The 17,201-nt window shown below is 60.4% G+C and carries 7 protein-coding genes and 1 pseudogene; 5 read left to right on the top strand and 3 right to left on the bottom strand.

The genetic code is table 11. From position 1 onward, the window contains the following. Nucleotides 1-1,204, top strand: a pseudogene (locus KGB14_RS04665) (hypothetical protein); the annotation flags it as partial. Nucleotides 1,205-1,764: 560 nt separating this feature from the next. Next, on the top strand, nt 1,765-2,124 hold the full coding sequence (locus tag KGB14_RS04670; RefSeq protein WP_223484317.1) for a DUF6124 family protein: 360 nt from the start codon (nt 1,765-1,767) through the stop codon (nt 2,122-2,124). Nucleotides 2,125-2,501: 377 nt separating this feature from the next. Here KGB14_RS04670 and KGB14_RS04675 read toward each other — a convergent pair whose 3' ends face one another. Continuing rightward, on the bottom strand, nt 2,502-9,647 hold the full coding sequence (locus KGB14_RS04675) for a retention module-containing protein (protein WP_223484318.1): 7,146 nt from the start codon (nt 9,645-9,647) through the stop codon (nt 2,502-2,504). Between the two features lie 589 nt (nt 9,648-10,236). On the opposite strand from KGB14_RS04675, the gene KGB14_RS04680 reads away from it, so the two are divergent. The 3 genes from KGB14_RS04680 to KGB14_RS04690 all read left to right on the top strand — a co-directional run bounded on the left by KGB14_RS04680 (nt 10,237) and on the right by KGB14_RS04690 (nt 15,295). Further along, a complete protein-coding gene (locus tag KGB14_RS04680; protein ID WP_223484319.1) occupies nt 10,237-11,595 on the top strand; it encodes a TolC family outer membrane protein in 1,359 nt (452 codons plus the stop codon). A gap of 151 nt (nt 11,596-11,746) precedes the next feature. Beyond that, nucleotides 11,747-13,906, top strand: a complete 2,160-nt coding sequence (locus KGB14_RS04685) for a type I secretion system permease/ATPase (RefSeq protein ID WP_223484320.1) — start codon at nt 11,747-11,749, stop codon at nt 13,904-13,906. 9 nt (nt 13,907-13,915) lie between these two features. Continuing rightward, complete coding sequence (locus KGB14_RS04690; RefSeq protein ID WP_223484321.1) at nt 13,916-15,295, top strand: HlyD family type I secretion periplasmic adaptor subunit; 1,380 nt, start codon at nt 13,916-13,918, stop codon at nt 15,293-15,295. 148 nt (nt 15,296-15,443) lie between these two features. Here the strand turns inward: KGB14_RS04690 and KGB14_RS04695 are convergent, their stop codons facing one another. Then, entirely contained in the window at nt 15,444-16,040 is a 597-nt protein-coding gene (locus KGB14_RS04695; RefSeq protein ID WP_223484322.1) for a tRNA-uridine aminocarboxypropyltransferase, read from the bottom strand. A 14-nt stretch (nt 16,041-16,054) separates the two neighbouring features. Continuing rightward, on the bottom strand, nt 16,055-16,951 hold the full coding sequence (locus KGB14_RS04700; RefSeq protein WP_223484323.1) for a LysR family transcriptional regulator: 897 nt from the start codon (nt 16,949-16,951) through the stop codon (nt 16,055-16,057). Nucleotides 16,952-17,201: the final 250 nt, after the last annotated feature.

The following is a 17,201-nucleotide window of genomic DNA, read 5'->3' on the forward strand; positions in this document are numbered from 1 at the left end:
GGTATCGAAGGCGCGAACCTTGACCGTGACAGCGGCCACCGCACCGACCCTCACGTCGGTAAAAGGCTCGCCGAGCAACGTTGAAATCCCTGATGGCGGCATGACCGTCGAGACCAGCGTGAAACTGACCGGCGCTGCCGCCAAGGGCCAGAAAGTCGAGGTGCTTGACGGTGCCGTGTCCAAAGGCCAGTCCACCGCTGACCCGGCGACGGGGATCTGGGAACTTCAGGTGTCGGGGCTGTCGGTGGCGGCTCACAGTTTCACCGCCAAAGCCTTGTATGGCAGTGGGGAGGTATCGAAGGCGCGAACCTTGACCGTGACAGCGGCCACCGCACCGACCCTCACGTCGGTAAAAGGCTCGCCGAGCAACGTTGAAATCCCTGATGGCGGCATGACCGTCGAGACCAGCGTGAAACTGACCGGCGCTGCCGCCAAGGGCCAGAAAGTCGAGGTGCTTGACGGTGCCGTGTCCAAAGGCCAGCCCACCGCTGACCCGGCGACGGGGATCTGGGAACTTCAGGTGTCGGGGCTGTCGGTGGCGGCTCACAGCTTCACCGCCAAAGCCTTGTATGGCAGCGGGGAGGTATCGAAGGCGCAAACCTTGACCGTGGTCACTGAACTGATCGTGGACACTTCACCGCTCACCTTGTCCGGACGTAATTTCACAATAAACCACGCAGCGGTTAATTGGACCAGAACCGGTAATGATCCAGCTGGAACAGCTGCGACACGCGAGGCGTCTGGCGGGGCACTACCCTACACTTACACGTCATCCAACCCTGCGGTGGTTTCTGTAGACGACAAAGGGCGGATCCGCAGCGAGGATAATGGGACAGCTATTATCACCGTCCAAGATAGTGCCAACCAACAGAAAACAATCACCGTTACAGCGTCGAATGTCAGAACGATTCTATATAATATGAACCCGCTGAATAATGCTCTAGCAAAAGCATGGGTTCAATCAGTTAATGGAACCTTTCTTACAAGTAAGTCTGAGGACCCCGACTTCTATGCTCGTCTTGCCGTAAAGTATGACCATAAACAACCGGTAGGCAGGATGTACCATTGGCATGCAGGGAGAATTGACCCGGGGACGATTAGTTCCCTCCTTTATCTAACTGAGAACAACCAGTTCTCACATATCCCAAGGTTCAGCTCGAGTAGCTCATCAGATTTTACTTCTCACGCGCTATGCTTAAAATAATCAGGTGATAATGTTCTATCTAAATTCTCTTGGGGCCAAAAAATCAAGATAGTTTGTTTTGCCTAAAACCCCCTCCAGTGTTGGAGGGGGTTTTAGGCTTTTTCTTTAAGCTGACTCCGAAGATTCGGTAGCTGGCCAATCAAACGCAGAACGGGGGACCTATTTATTTACCCGTCCGAGCTTTCATCCGCGGTACCTGAGTGAGAAATAAACGGCGATGTTTAAAATACATCTCCAGACACTCACTCAGGCTACACATCCTTGCGTCGTTGCCTACGACTGCGCCAGAATCCGCCGGCTTGTGCGCCTGAGGGCCGGGCTCTATTGTTTTCCGGTCGCTGCAAAACAGCGATCGGGTTTGGTAGCCCGCCGTCCACATGTCGCATAGCGTCACCTTATGCAGGTGCTTTTTTGGCATTGTTTTTATGGTGGCCATGCGCAGGGCGCCCTCGGGCGCGCCGGTTTTTCCATGTGGGCCGGTCTACCAACCTTCGTATGGCCGCCACCTTCGTTTGGTAGCGAGGGTGATGGCTCCTTTAATCACATATGGAGTTCCATCTATGTTCAAAATCACACCCAACCCACCCGAAGCCGACGACGTTTCCCCCTACGAAACCCCCGACTCCAAAAAACTCAACGAAGCCGCCGACCGCGCCCTCGATTACTACCTTAAACCGGTCATTCCCAAAGACACCCCGCGCAAACCCAGCACCATTTACCATGTCGGCACCGAGGTCGATAACGAAACCTTGCTGGTCAGCGCCTGTGAGTCATTGGCGTCAGCGAGTGTGATGTTGAGCGATTTCGCGGGGCTGTTGAACGGCCCGCAGCGCCACACCCTGCTCGGCATTCAACAGTCCGTCATGTTGGGTGAACTGGCGGTGAACCGGATGCTGGATAATTTTGATCCGCAAGGCTAGCGCGGATCTACGGCGAGGCGCTTGCCTGTGGCGAGGGGGCTTGCCCCCGTTCGGCTGCGCAGCAGTCGCAATCCAGGTAGATGCGGTCTAACTGACAGACTGCAGTGAATGGTTTTGGGGCCGCTTCGCAACCCAGCGGGAGCAAGCTCCCTCGCCACATGAGGTGTGTCAGATGTGCCGGGCACAGGGTTGGTGGATCAAAAGATCGCAGCCTGCGGCAGCTCCTACGGGATCGCGTTTATCCGTTAGTTGCGATGTACTCGGTCGGTGTAGGAGCTGCCGCAGGCTGCGATCTTTTGACTTTCAAAATCCCGAACAACAAAAACCCGCTCTCCCCTTTAACCGGGAGAGCGGGTTTTGTCATTTCAACCTTCAGCTCACACCGTATCCACCTTCAACGAATGGTCATTCAACATGCCATTGATGATGGTCGCCGTGTCATGGCCACCCGCAACCAACCCACCCGCCCCCGGCGTTACGCCGTAGTGGCTGGCCAGGTTCACGCCGGCCAGGTCGATGGTCTGGTTCGGCGTGGCGCCGGCCATGGCGCTGACGTCGATGCTGGTGATCACCGACGCGCCACTGTCGCTGACGGTGAAGTGCAGGTAGTCATCCAGCGACGCCGCGGTGCCGTTTTCCCCTTGCAGCAGTTGCGACAGGTCGAGTTTGTCGGTGCCTGGGGTGAAGTCGGTGACGAGGTCGTGGCCGCTGTTGCCTTTGAGCCACTGGAAGGTGTCGGCGCCGCTGCCGCCGGTGAGGGTGTTGTTGCCCAGGCCGCCGATGAGGAAGTCATCGCCGCCCCCGCCGTTGAGTGCATCGTTACCCAAACCGCCGTTGAGGATGTTGCTGTTGTTGTCCCCCGTCAGGCTGTCGTTGAAGTTTGAGCCGGTGAGGTTTTCGATGCCGGTCAGGGTGTCGGTGCCGGCACCGAGGGTGTTTTGCGCGGTGAGCAGGCTCAAGTCGACAGTGACCCCGGCGGTGGCATGGGCGTAGCTCGCCGTGTCGTTGCCGGTGCCGCCGTCGAGCAGGTCGTTGCCCGCGCCGCTGAGCAGCAAGTCATTGCCGGCGCCGCCGTGCATTTCGTTGTTGCCGGAGTCGGCGGTGAGCACGTCGTTGCCGTCGCCGGCATTGATGACGTTGTTGCCGGTGCCGGCCACCAGTACATCATCGCCCGAGGTGCCGGTCAGCGTATGGCCGTCCTGGTAGGTGATGTTCACAGCCGCACTGTCGCTGCCGCCGTGGTTGTCGCTGGCGGTGTAGGTGCCGTGGAAATCCGGCGTGGTGTCGTGTGCTCCGGCGTAGTTGACGGTCATGGTCAGCTGGTAGTTTTCCGCCCCTTTCCCGCTGTTGCCCGGACCACCGTCGTCGATGTTGGTGATGTGGATCTGGTACGTGCCGTCCGCCGTGGCGGTGATGGTCTGGCCGTCAGCGATGGCAATGAAAGCGCCGCCGTTGACCGAGTACTCCAGAGTGACGTGGCCGGCCGCCAGGTTGTGATCCAGGTTGAGGGTTTCACCCTGTTTGAGGTTGACGGTGATGCTGTCCTCATCGTTGGTGTTGTTGGCGCTGACCGACCCCAGCGCCCCGCTGACCACCAGCACCGCCGTCATGGCTGCGGCGTTGGCGACGAATGCGCTGCGGGCGATGGTCACTGCCTGGACGTTGTTGCCGGTGAAGCTGAAGCTCGAGTTGGTGCCGGTGAAGTCCGCGCCCTTGGCCCCCCATCCGGTATTGAAAGTGGTCGGCGATGCCGTGAGCCCATCGCCATTGACGTCGGTGTCATTGGCCAGCAGCAGTTCGCCCGGCACCACAATACTGCCCGACAGCACGTTGGTGATGATGTGGTCATCGACCGCTACCGGTGGCGTGTTTGGAATCACGTTGACCACCAGCGTGGAGCTGGCCAGATCGCCGTCGTTGTCGCTGGCGGTAAAGCCGATGTTTTCGCTGATCGCCACGGCCGTGGTTGTCTGCGAGGTGTAGGTGTACTCGCCGGTGTCAAGGTTCACCACCAGGGTGCCGCTGTTGTCGGTGGCGATGCTCAGGGTGTTGTTGGCGGTGTTGAAGGTGCCGTGGTTGGCGCCGCCGCTGAAGTTCAGCGAACCCTGATTGCTGTTGGCTTTTGGATCATAGGTATAGGTGGTGCCATCGACGGTGATGGTTTTGATGAAGCCACCATCGGCGCCGAACGTACCGCCCTCGCCCTTGCCCAGCAGCGAGCCGGTGACCGGCGCGCCTTGCACGGTGCCCGAGAGTACCGAGTTGAGTTGATTGAGGTCGGTCACCGCCACGGCATTGGTGTCGGTGTGCGTGCTGCCGTCATAGGCCACTGGATCGAGGCTGTCATTACTGACGCCGCTGCCCAGGCCGATGGCGTAGTTTTTGATGCCATTGGCGTCGAGGAAGGCTTTGAGCGCGGTCTCGTCCGCGGTGCCGATGTCGCCTTCGTTGGGTTTGCCATCGGAGAAGAAGTAGCCGACGTTCTGCGCTCCGGTGAGTTTGCCCGAGGTGTCGAACGCGGTTTGCATGGTCGCCACGGCCACGTCGTAGTTGGTCCCGCCACCCGCCGTCAACGTCGCGATGATCGACTTGGCCGTCGCCACATCGACCCAGATCGACGTCTGGTCCGTGGCGCTGCTGCTGAAGGTGACGATCTGCACCTTCACGTCGCCCAGATTGTCGTACTTGTCGAGCAGTGCGCTGATCGCCTGCTTGGCCAGTTCCAGCCGCGACAGGCCCGATACGCCGGAGGGGTCGTCCATGCTCCCGGACACGTCGATCACCAGCAGCAGGTTGGAGTCGATCTGCACCGCGGGCACCGAACGCTCCGAGGCGACGACGTTAGACGGCACGTCATCGACGATGCTGACCACAAGGGTGCCGGTGGTGCTGTTGCCCACGACATCGGTGGCGGTGTAGGTGAAGCTTTCGTTCAGGGTGTTCGCGCCGTCGTTGGCGTTCGGCGAAGTTTTCGGCGCCGAGGTCAGCGTGTAGGTGTAGCTGCCGTCCGGGTTGAGCAGGATCTGCCCGTAGGTGCCGGTGGCGCTGCCGACCAGGGTGTAGGTGATTGCGCCAGTGGCACCGGTGACCGAGCCGACCAGCGTACCGGAGCCGGTTTCGCCCGTGTTGCCAGGCTCACTGCCGGTGACGGTGCCCGCTACCAGGTCCTGGCCGTTCTGGGTCAAGTCCAGGGCTTTTTCGTAGACGGTCACGTCGGTATCGGTGACCGTTACGAGGCAATTGTTGGACACGTCGATGGTGATCGTGGTGGTGCTTTCATCACCATCGGCATCACGCACGGTATAGGTGAATACATCCGTGGCGCCCGGTTCGCCGACCGAGTTCGGGTTGCTGTGGTACACGGCATTACCGTTGGCATCCAGTGTGAGATAGCCGTAGGTGCCGTTGATTTGGCTGTTCAAACCGCCGATGGCCGAGGTCGAGGTGTCGCTGCCGGCGCGCACACCGACCACCGCGCCACCCACGGCCGGGCCGTCAGCGCCGAGCACATCGTTGGCCAGCACATTACCGCTGACTGTCCCGCCTTCTACCACCGAGATTGAATCGCAATGAGCGGTCGGCACGTCATCGACGATGTTGATCACGATGGTGCTGGTGACGCTGTTGCCCACCGCATCGGTGGCGGTGTAGGTGAAACTTTCGCTCAGCGTGTTCGGCCCGTCGTTGGCATGGGGCGTGGTCGCGGGTGCGGACGTCAGGGTGTAGGTGTAGCTGCCATCCGGGTTGAGCAGGATTTGTCCATAAGTCCCGGTAGCGCTGCCGACCAGGGTGTAAGTGATCGCGCCAGTGGCACCGGTGACCGATCCGACCAACGTCCCGGAGGCGGTTTCGCCGGTGTTGCCAGGCTCGCTGCCGGTAACCGTGCCCGCTGCCAGGTCCTGGCCGTCCTTGGTCAAATCCAGGGCTTTTTCCTGAACCGTCACGTCGGTATCGGGCGCCACGACGAGGGAGCAGTTGGCCACGTCGATGGTAATGGTCGTGGTGCTTTCATCGCCGTCGGCATCGCGCACGGTGTAGGTGAATACATCCGTGGCACCCGGCGCGCTGACCGAGTTCGGATTGCTGTGGTACACAGCGTTGCCGTTGGCATCCAGCGTGAGATAACCATAGGTGCCATTGATCTGAGTGTTCAAACCACCGACGGCCGAGGTCGAGGTGTCGCTGCCGGCGCGCACGCCAACCACTGCCCCCCCCACGGCCGGGCCGTCGGCGCCGAGCACATCGTTGTCCAACACATTCCCGCTGACCGTCCCGCCCTCCGCCACCGAAACGGCATCGGCGTGGGCGGTTGGCACGTCATCGACGATGTTGATCACGATGGTACTGGTGGTGCTGTTGCCCAGGGAATCGGTGGCCTGATAGGTGAAACTTTCGCTCAGGGTGTTTGGCCCGTCGTTGGCATGGGGCGTGGTTGTGGGTGCGGAGGTCAGGGTGTAGGTGTAACTGCCGTCCGGGTTGAGCAGGATTTGTCCATAAGTCCCGGTAGTGCTGCCGACCAGGGTGTAAGTGATCGCGCCGGTGGCACCGGTGACCGATCCGACCAACGTGCCGGAGGCGGTTTCGCCGGTGTTGCCAGGCTCACTGCCGGTCACCGTGCCCGCTGCCAGGTCCTGGCCGTCCTTGGTCAAATCCAGGGCTTTCTCCTGAACCGTCACGTCGGTATCGGTGGTCGCTACGAGGGTGCAGTCGGCCACGTTGATGGTGATGGTGGTGGTGCTTTCGTCGCCGTCGGCATCGCGCACGGTGTAGGTGAACACATCCGTGGCGCCCGGTGCGCTGACCGAGTTCGGGTTGCTGTGGTACACGGCGTTGCCGTTGGCATCCAGAGTCAGGTAGCCATAGGTGCCGTTGATTTGCGTATTCAGGCCGCCGATGGCTGAAGTCGACGTGTCACTGCCGGCACGCACGCCGACCACCGCGCCGCTGAGTGCCGGACCGTCGGCGCCGCCGATGTCGTTGTCCAGCACGTTGCCCGAGGCCGTTGCGCCTTCGGTCACCGTGGCGTGATCAGGGTTGGCGGTGGGCAAGTCATCGACGATGTTGACGTTGATCTGACCCGATGCCGTGCTGCCGTCGACGTCGGTGGCGACGACGTTGAGGTTCTCGGTGATGCTGTTGGTGCCGTCGGCGTTCGGGTGGGTTTCGTTATCCACCAGGGTGTAGCTGTAGCTGACCACGCCCGTCGCGCTGTCGAAACCGGTGATGGTCAGTGTGCTGCCCAGTGCGGTGACGATCGATTGCGGGAAGCCTGCGGCCACACCACCGGTGACCACCGCGATGCCGGCCACGGTCAGGGTTTGCAAACCGTCGAGGGCAGTGACGGTGAAGGTGCCGCTCTGGGTCAAGGCCGGTGCGTCGGGGCTGGTGCCGTCGCTGAGGTTTTTCTCGTAGACGGTGAGTTCACCGCCGTTGACGTTCAGGCCGTCGAGGGTCACCGGGTCATCGTTGTTATGGATGTTCAGCACCAGCGTCGCGGTGCTGGTATCGCCATCGGAATCGGTGAGGGTGTAGACAAAGTATTCGGTCCCGTTGCCACCACCGTGCAGGGCTTTGAAATCCGCATCGTTGGTGTTCAGGGTATAGGTGTACGTGCCGTTGGCGTTGAGTACCAGGGTGCCGTAAGTCCCGTTGAACGTGCCGCCGATGATAGGCCCGCTGTCGGGGCCGACAGGAATGCGGTCGGCGCCCTGGATGTCGTTGGGCAGCACGCTGCCGGTCAACGTCAGCAGGGTTTCCGAGGCGGTATTGGCATTGCTGTCGTCTATGGCTTGTGGCACGTCGTCGACGATGTTCGCATCGAGAATGCCGTGGGCGGTGGTGCCATTGTCGTCCACCATGAGAACCGCAAATTGCCCGGCGAGGCTGTTGGCGCCGCTGCCATCCGGGTGCACGTCGTTAGTGTTGAGGGTGTAGCTATAACTGATCACGCCGGTCTCACGGTCAAACCCGGTGATGGTCAGCGTACTGCCGAGCGGCGTGACGATCGATTGCGGGAAGCCTGCGGCCAGACCGCCAAGCACCACGTTGATTGCACCTACGCTGAGGGTTTGCACGCCGTCTGGCGCAGTGATGGTGAACGTGCCGCTTCGGGTCAGCGCCGATGCATCGGGGTCACTGCCGTCAGCGAGGTTTTTCTCGTAAACGGTCAACTCACCGCCTTCGCCATTCAGCCCACCGAAGGTCACCGAGTCGTCGTTGTTGTGAATTTGCAGCACCAGGTTCGCGGTGCTGGTATCGCCATCGGCATCCGTCAGGGTGTAGATGAACGTTTCTGTAGCACTGCCGCCGCCATGCAAGGCTCTGAAATCGGCGTCGCTGGTGTTCAGGGTGTAGGTGTACGTGCCGTTGGGGTTGAGCACCAACGTGCCGTAAGTCCCGTTGAACGTGCCGCCGATGATCGGCCCGCTGTCGGGGCCAGCGGCAATGCGGTCAGCACCCTGGATGTCATTGGGCAGCACGCTGCCAGTCAGGGTCAGCAGGGTTTCCGAGGCGGTGTTGGCATTGGTGTCGTCGATGGCTCTGGGCACATCGTCGGTGATGTTGACGTCCAGCGAACCGGTGGCGGTATCGCCGTTGCTGTCACTCGCGACCACGGTGAACTGTTCGCTGAGGTTGTTGGCACCGTCGCCGGCGGAGTGGGTTTCATTGCCGACCAGAGTGTAGCTGTAACTCACCACGCCGGTGGCCGGGTTGTAGCCGGTGATCGTCAGGGTGTTACCCAGTTGAGTGGTGATCGACTGCGGAAAACCGGCGGGCACCCCGCTGCTGATCACAGTGATCCCGCCGATGCTCAGGCTGGTCAACCCGTCGGGCGCAGACACCGTAAAGGTGCTGTTCTGGGTCAGCGCTCCCGGGTTGCTGGCCGAACCGTCCGCCAGGTTGGCTTCATTGAGGGTCAGTTCGCCTCCCGCCACCGACAGGCCAGTGAGGGTGACCGGGTTATTCGGCGTGTCCGCAACAATCGGGCCCGCGATGCCGTTATCGCCATTGCCCGGATCAGCATCCCGGCGCTCCAGAGGGAATTCGGGAATACCGTTGAAGCCCGCGGTGGGGAAACCAATCGTGGGATCGACCCGCCCCGCCACTTCCTCCAGAAGGACAAAACTGTGACCGCCACCCAGTGCGCCGGGCGCGCCCGTTGCGCCCGGCCCGGCGGCGGTGGCTTCGCCGGTCTGGGTCGGGTCGGCACCCGCAGCAATGGCTTTTTGCAGTCGCTCGACATCGGTCAATTGCGCCTGGCTTGGCGTCACCGCATCGGCGGTCTCCACATGGGGGACCTGATGCGCCAGTAACTGAGCCGTCATTTGCAGGCTACTTTCACGCCCCAGGGTCAGCTCCTGGCCATTTTGCAGGTGCACCGCCACCGCGCCTTCGGCCCCGGTGACCAGTTGCTCGCCGGCAAACAGCCGATCACCCTCGACCAGCGTGCGTCGGGTGCCGTCACCCGCCACTGCGTACACCTGACCGATGACCTTACTGACGATACCGATGAGCGTTGCCATGTGCATTTCCTCCGCTGCCAACTGCCGTCGGCATCCTGTTTGCGCGAAGAACGTACTCATGGCTCAGGCAGATTGCCGGGCAAACCGTCTGCAGAAGAGCATTTACCTGAAGTAAGCGCTGCCTCCCGACATTCTTGCCTGGCATGTCGCCCGCAGGGTCGTTGCTGGATCTGAATTAAAACCCTCTGCTATCAATGGCATCGGGATCCACGTCCAGAAAAACCGATCTGCGAGCGGTGCGTAACGGTTCTGAATCACTCAAGTGACAAAAAAATGTCGCCTCTAAACCGTCTCGCTTCCCTCCCCTCCAGCACTTCTTCGCCCTGTGTCAAAAAGTGAATGGAACTTTCCTACAACCGGTAAAAACTCTTGGAGCCTCACAAAACAAAGGCTTTCAGATTGAACAATGTGCTGGATTTTTTAGAGCGCATAAGTTTTTTTCGGCATAAGCCTTATGAGAAATCCTTCTTAGCTTCGCCTCAGGATGTTCTTAGCTCTGTTGTAACAAGCGTGAGACGGATTCACTTAAAAATAACGTCAAATATTTGGCGATTCACAAAGTACCATCAGGAATCAGGGAGAGGCATCCATGCGCGTTTTAACCCCCCTCTGCAGCGCGATTTTGCTGGCCATGGCCTGCGCTTCTCAGGCACAGGCGATGTCATTGACCGAGGCGATCCAGAGCACCATTGCGACCCACCCGGAATTGGCGTCGCGAGTTGATGCCCGGCTCTCGGCCGACGAGCAGATTAAAGTCGCCAAAGGGGGCTTTTATCCATCAGTGGATTTGAACGCCGGCTACGGGCGCGGCTACAGCGATAACACCACTACTCGGGCGCAGGGCAATCACCACACCGAAATCCTCACCTACACCCAATCGGAACTGCGTTTGCGGCAGATGCTGTTCGACGGTTTCAACACCTCCAACGAGGTGCAGCGCACCAAAGGCGTGGCCAACTCGCGAGCCTATTACGCTCAAGGCACCGCCCAGGATCTGGCCCTGCGCACCATCGAGGTGTACCTCGAAGTGCTCAAGCGCCGTGAACTGGTGACCCTGGCCAAGAACAACCTGCAAGCCCACATGCGGGTCAATGATCAGATCAGCCTGCGTACCCAGCGCGGGGTTGGCAGCAACGCCGACTCCGATCAGTCCAACGCTCGCCGGGCACTGGCACAAAACAACCTCGACACCGCCGAAGTCGATCTGGCCGATGCCGAGGCGAATTTCTACAGTGTCGTGGGGCGCATGCCCGATGAACTCGAAACGCCGCCGTCGACTCGCGGCGAGTTGCCCGCCACCCTGCCGGAAGCCCAGCAGAGCATGGTGGAAAACAACCCGTACCTGAAATCCGCCCAGGCTGACGTGCAATCGGCCGAGAGCCAGTACGAAGTCGCCAAGTCGCCGTTCTACCCGCGCTTCGACGCTGAAGCGGCAGTGGGCGCGAATAACAATATTCAGGGCGACGAAGGCCACGACAACGAATGGCGAGTGGGTGTGGTGATGAACTACAACCTGTTCCGCGGCGGCAGCGACAAGGCCCGGCTGGCCTCCGATGCGCACCAGATCAACCAGGCGATGGACATCCGCAACAACGCCCTGCGTCAGCTCAACGAAAATATCCACCTGGCCTGGAATGCCATGGTCAACGCCAAGAAGCAAACCCCGACCGCCCGTGAATACGCCGAAACCACCACCCGCGTTCGGGCCGCGTATCAGGACCAGTTCGGCCTCGGTCAACGGACCCTGCTCGACTTGCTCGACAGTGAAAACGAGCTCTACAACGCCAATCGCCGCTACACCGAAGTGCGCTACACCGAGGAGTTCTCGATGTACCGCGTGCTGGCGAACATGGGCCAGTTGCTGAGCAAACAAAGGGTGGTGCTGCCCGCCGATGCGATCGCCTCCACCGAAGTGAAAAACGAAGCTCGCTTGCCTGAACTGAAATGAAGTAACCCCGTGTAGGAGCTGTCGAAGGCTGCGATCTTTTGATCTTGATCTTTAAAAGCAAAATCAAAAGATCGCAGCCTTCGGCAGGTCCTACACAGGGAGATGTGTAGATATTCATGCCAATTGCCGTAGCTCAACAGGAGCGCTCATCGTGACCAGCATGGAAACCGGCAACACTGGCGTGGATCCGCGTCTAAACTTTGATGACCCGCTTCTGGACGGTCTGTTGATCCTCTGCAAACTTCATGGCGCGGCGGTCAGTCGCGCCAGCCTGAGTGCCGGGCTGCCAATGGCACACCAACGCTTGAGCCTGGACCTGCTGCCGCGCGCAGCGGCCCGGGCCAGCTTGCAGGCGCGTGTGTTGCGCCGTGAGCTGGGGCAAATCTCCGCGCTCAACCTGCCTGTGATGCTGCTCCTCAACCATGGCCGCTGCGCGGTCTTGCGTCGCTTCGGCGATGACGGTCAGGCGCTGATTCTGCCGAGCGAAGCCGATGGCGGAGAACAATGGGTCAGCACAGACGAGCTGGCCGCCAATTACAGCGGCCAGGCCTTGTTCGCCCGGCCGCGGCATGAACTCGAAGACTTGCGTGCACCGCTGGTGCCACGAGTCGAAGCGTGGTTTCGCGACACATTGAAGTTGTCGAAGTGGCTGTACAGCGATGCGATTCTGGCGAGTTTTCTGATCAACCTGCTGGGGTTGATGGTGCCGCTGTTCGTGATGCAGACCTACGACCGGGTGGTGCCAAACCAGGCCACTTCAACCTTGTGGGTGCTGTCGATCGGCTTGCTGATCGGCACCGGGTTCGAACTGGTGCTGCGGGTGGTTCGCGCACACTTGCTGGACACCGCCGGGAAAAAAACCGACGTGATTCTTTCGGCGACCTTGTTCGAACGCATCACCGGCATGGCAATGAAGGCGCGGCCCGCGACCATCGGCGGTTTCGCCCAGAGCATTCATGATTTTCAGGGCCTGCGGGAGTTTCTCACCGCCGTCACGCTGACCAGCCTGATCGACATGCCCTTCGCGGTGTTGATGCTGGTAGTGATCGGCCTGCTCGGCGGCTGGCTGGTGGTGATTCCACTGTTGGCCTTCCCCATCACGATCGTCTTTGCCATGGTGATTCAGGCACGTCTGCGCGACACCGTGCAGAAAAGTCTGAGCCTCGGCGCCGAACGCCAGGCCCTGCTGATCGAAACCCTCGGCGGCCTGGAAACCCTCAAGGCGTGCAGCGCCGAAAGCGAACGCCAGCACAAATGGGAAAGCACCCACGGCGCCCTCACCCGTCTCGATAGCCATGCGCGTAACCTTTCGGCATTGGCCACCAATGGCACGCTGTTCATTCAGCAGTTCTCCGGCATGGCGACCATCGTCGCCGGGGTCTATAGCATCATCGCCGGCAACCTCAGCGTTGGTGCGCTGGTGGCCACCTACATGCTTGGCAGCCGTGTGCTCGCACCGCTGGGGCAGATCGCCGGGCTGATCACCCGTTACCAGCAAGCGCAACTGACTATGAAAAGCACCGATGCGCTGATGTCGTTGCCGCAAGAACGCGACGCCAAACAGCGGCCGCTGGAGCGCACGCAATTGCAAGGCGCACTGGATGTCAGCGGCGTGACGTTTCACTACAACGGCCAGAATGCTCCGGCCCTGGCCAACGTCAGCTTCAGCATGAAACCTGGCGAACGGGTCGGCATCATCGGCCGCAGCGGTTCGGGCAAAAGCACATTGGCGCGGCTGGTGATGGGGTTCTATGCGCCGGAAGAAGGCCAGTTGCTGCTCGATGGCCTGGACCTGCGGCAACTGGATGTCGCCGACCTGCGTCAACAGATCGGCTACGTCGCCCACGACCTGCCGTTGCTGGCCGGCAGCCTGCGCGACAACCTGACCCTCGGCGCACGCTACATCAGCGATGCCCGGATGCTTGAAGTCGCCGAACTGACGGGCGTCACCGAGCTGGCTCGCCAACATCCCCAAGGCTTCGACCGGCCGGTGGGCGAACGCGGTCAGTTGTTGTCGGGCGGGCAACGGCAAGCGGTGTTGCTGGCGCGAGCCTTGTTGCTCGACCCGCCGATCATGCTGCTCGACGAACCCACCAGCGCCATGGACAACAGCAGCGAAGACGTTCTGCGACAAAAACTCCACGGCTGGATTCAGGGCAAAACCCTGCTGTTGGTCACTCACCGCACCTCGATGCTCAGCCTGGTGGATCGCCTGGTGGTGCTGGACAACGGCCGGATCGTCGCCGACGGCCCGAAAGAAGCGGTCATCGATGCATTGCGCAAGGGCCGTGTCGGCTCTGCGACGGTTTAGGAGTTGCCCATGACTGGTTCATCGTCCGACGCGCCGCTCTCTAATTCGAAGCAACGGGGCTACTTCGGCAGCTTCAGCAAAAGCGCTGAAAGCGAGTTCATGCCGGAAACCGCCGGCGCCTCGTTGCAGGATTCGCCGCGCTGGTCGCGGATCACCGTGTGGCTGGCGGCGACGCTGCTGATCAGCGCGCTGCTCTGGGCCAAATTCGCCGTGTTGCAGGAAGTGACCATGGGCGAAGGCAAGGCGATTCCGTCGAGCAAGGTGCAGGTGATCCAGAACCTGGAGGGCGGCATTGTCACGGAGATTTTCGTGCGCGAAGGGCAAATGGTGAACAAGGGCGACACCTTGCTGCGCCTGGATGACACGCGTTTTCTGTCGAATAAAGGTGAAAGCGAAGCGGACCGGTATGCGCTGATCGCCCAGGTCGAACGGCTGTCTGCCGAAGCGGAAGGCCGGCCATTCAAGCTGTCCACGGAAGTGATTGCCAAAGCGCCGCAAGTGGCCGAGGACGAACGCTCGCTGTACGAACAACGTCAGCGCCGACTGGCCAGCGAACAGCGCACGCTGACCGAACAACTTCGGCAGAAGACCCAGGAGCTGGCGGAATTCCGCTCTAAACAAGGGCAGTTCAGTTCCAGCCTGGCGCTGCTGCAACAAGAGATGAACATGTCTGCGCCACTGGTGGGCACCGGGGCGGTTTCGCCGGTGGAAATCCTGCGGCTCAAACGCAGCGCGGTGGAAATCCGTGGCTCGCTGAACGCCACGACCCTGGCGATTCCCCGTGCCGAATCGGCGATCAATGAGATCAAAAGCAAGATCGACGAGTCTGAACAATCCTTCCGTTCGGACGCGGCGAAAGAGCTGAATGAGAAACGCACCGACCTGTCGAAAATCACCGCTACGAGCATTGCCATCGACGACCGGGTGACGCGCACCACCGTGGTGTCGCCGGTTCACGGCATTATCAAAACGCTGAAGGTCAACACCATCGGCGGTGTGGTTCAGCCGGGCAGCGACATGGTGGAAATCGTTCCGCTGGAAGACAACCTGCTGATCGAAGCCAAGGTCCGCCCTCAAGACGTGGCGTTCCTGCACCCGGGCCAGAAAGCCATGGTCAAGTTCAGCGCTTACGACTACACGATTTATGGAGGGTTGAGTGCGAAGCTGGAGCTGATCGGCGCCGACACCATCACTGATGACAAGGGCAACAGTTTTTATCTGATTCAAGTAAGGACCGACAAGAATCACCTGGGTGGGGATGTGAAACCGCTGCTGATCATTCCGGGGATGGTGGCGACGGTGGACATTATTACCGGGGAGAAAAGCGTGCTCGATTATTTGCTTAAACCGGTGTTGAAAGCGCGGACTGAGGCGATGCGGGAGCGGTAGTCTGCGGCGGGAATTTTCTGTGATTGATCTACCGCTATCGCGAGCAGGCTCGCTCCCACAGGGATCTGCAGTGGTCACAAATTTTGTGTGCACTGGAGATCAACTGTGGGAGCGAGCCTGCTCGCGAAGAGGCCCTCAAAAACAACGACTATTTCGGCCCGTGATTGCGCAGAAAAGTCTCCTCCCCCATCGCCGCAATCTGCCCCTCGATCAACGCCTCGAATGGCTTCAACAACGGCTCAAAACTGACCGGTGACTCAAGCGCCTGCAACGCCTGCACAATCGCCTCCACCGTCGACAACGCCCCCGGCCCTGGAGCCTTGCGCAATCGATAACGCGACACCGCGCCCTCGGCCAGGGTCACTCTGGGCAACGCCGCCAACAATGGATTGAGGTGCAGCATTTTGCGCACCTTGCGCCAGGTGCCATCCGGGACCACCAGCAGCAGCGGCTCATCATTAGCGGTGTAGGCCTGCATCGGTTGCGCCTCCTCGCCGGGAAACAGCAACCGTGCCTGATAGCCCGGCTGATTCAACAGCGTCGGCAAATCCTCGAACACCTCGCCCACCATCAACTCGGCGTTATTCAACCCCAGCGCCGCCAACCGCGCAGTGTTCAGCGCGTGGTTCACTTCGCTTGGATGCTGAAGCAGCAACACTCGAGTGCGACTGTCGAGGCTTGGTATCAACGGGCACAGGCAATGGGTTTGCGGGCGTAGACAGCGTGGGCATTGGATTCTGGACATTGCTGCTTTTTCCTTTAAGCGGCCTGATTGAGCTGCGCTTTAAGCAAGTCACGAAAGGTCTGGATCAGCGGTTCGCGGCTGCGGCCACGGCGCACGATCATCGAAAACGGCGCCTGATAACCAAACGTCGCCGGCAGTAGCACGCGTAAATCACCCTTGTCGGCCCAGGCCTGGGCGTAGTGTTCCGGCAGGTAACCGATGTAGGCGCCAGACAACACAAGAATCAACTGGGCTTCCATACTTTCCACGGTTGCCGCGCTGTGTTTGAAACCGTGGCGGGCCAGTTCGGCCTGGCTCCAATAACCGCGACCGACCATGCGCTGCTGGGTGATGACCTGCTCGGGGATGCGCCGCTCGCTAAACAGCGGATGACGACTGCTGCAATACAACCAGTGCTGCTCGCGGTAGAGCGGCATGTAGACCAGACCGCTCATGCGCGTGGAAAAGGCACCGATGGCCAGGTCGAGGCGGTTGTCCTGCACACCGAGTTGCAGTTCGTAGGGGCTCATGACCGACAGATGCAAATGCACCGCTGGATGTTCCTGACTGTAGGCGCCGATGGCTTCGGCAAAGGGTAAGGCCTTGTCGCTGACGGTGGAGTCGATCACACCCAAGTTCAGGGTGCCGCGCAACTCGCCTTTGAGGGCGGCGGCGTATTGTTCGAAACCTTCAAGCTCCGCCAATAGGCGCAGGGTTTCCTGATGGAACAACTCGCCCTTGCTGGTCAGGCTGAAACCACCGCGACCGCGATGGCACAGCACCAGGCCGAGTGCCGCTTCGAGCTGGCTCATGTAGGTGCTGATGGCCGAGGTCGAGAGGTTGAGCTCTTGCTGGGCGTTGGCAAACCCCTGATGGCGGACCACGCTGACGAAGATGCGCAATAGTTTCAGGTCGGGTAAAGCGTTGGCCATGGGGGCTCCAAATACCTGTCGAATTTCCAGCGGAATCCGCGTTGCCTGGATTGCGGTTGCTGTGCAACCGATCGCGGGCAAGCCTCGCTCCTACAGGAAACGGTCTAGTACAGAACAGCGCTGCCCTTGTAGGAGCGAGGCTTGCCCGCGAAGAGGCCCATCCAGACAGCACATCTCTCAAGGCAAGAAGTCTATCTCCCCCATCACCATTAGTTTAGAAGAATCTGAACTAAGTATTTGCCCGTAGCGA

This window comes from Pseudomonas sp. A-RE-19 (genome assembly GCF_019956555.1).
GTDB lineage: Bacteria > Pseudomonadota > Gammaproteobacteria > Pseudomonadales > Pseudomonadaceae > Aquipseudomonas.

Bases quoted from the DNA above. Each gene is read 5' to 3' on its own strand.
- KGB14_RS04670 (WP_223484317.1), top strand. From the start codon at position 1,765: ATGTTCAAAATCACACCCAACCCACCCGAAGCCGACGACGTTTCCCCC.
- KGB14_RS04675 (WP_223484318.1), bottom strand. From the start codon at position 9,647: ATGGCAACGCTCATCGGTATCGTCAGTAAGGTCATCGGTCAGGTGTAC.
- KGB14_RS04680 (WP_223484319.1), top strand. From the start codon at position 10,237: ATGCGCGTTTTAACCCCCCTCTGCAGCGCGATTTTGCTGGCCATGGCC.
- KGB14_RS04690 (WP_223484321.1), top strand. From the start codon at position 13,916: ATGACTGGTTCATCGTCCGACGCGCCGCTCTCTAATTCGAAGCAACGG.
- KGB14_RS04695 (WP_223484322.1), bottom strand. From the start codon at position 16,040: ATGTCCAGAATCCAATGCCCACGCTGTCTACGCCCGCAAACCCATTGC.
- KGB14_RS04700 (WP_223484323.1), bottom strand. From the start codon at position 16,951: ATGGCCAACGCTTTACCCGACCTGAAACTATTGCGCATCTTCGTCAGC.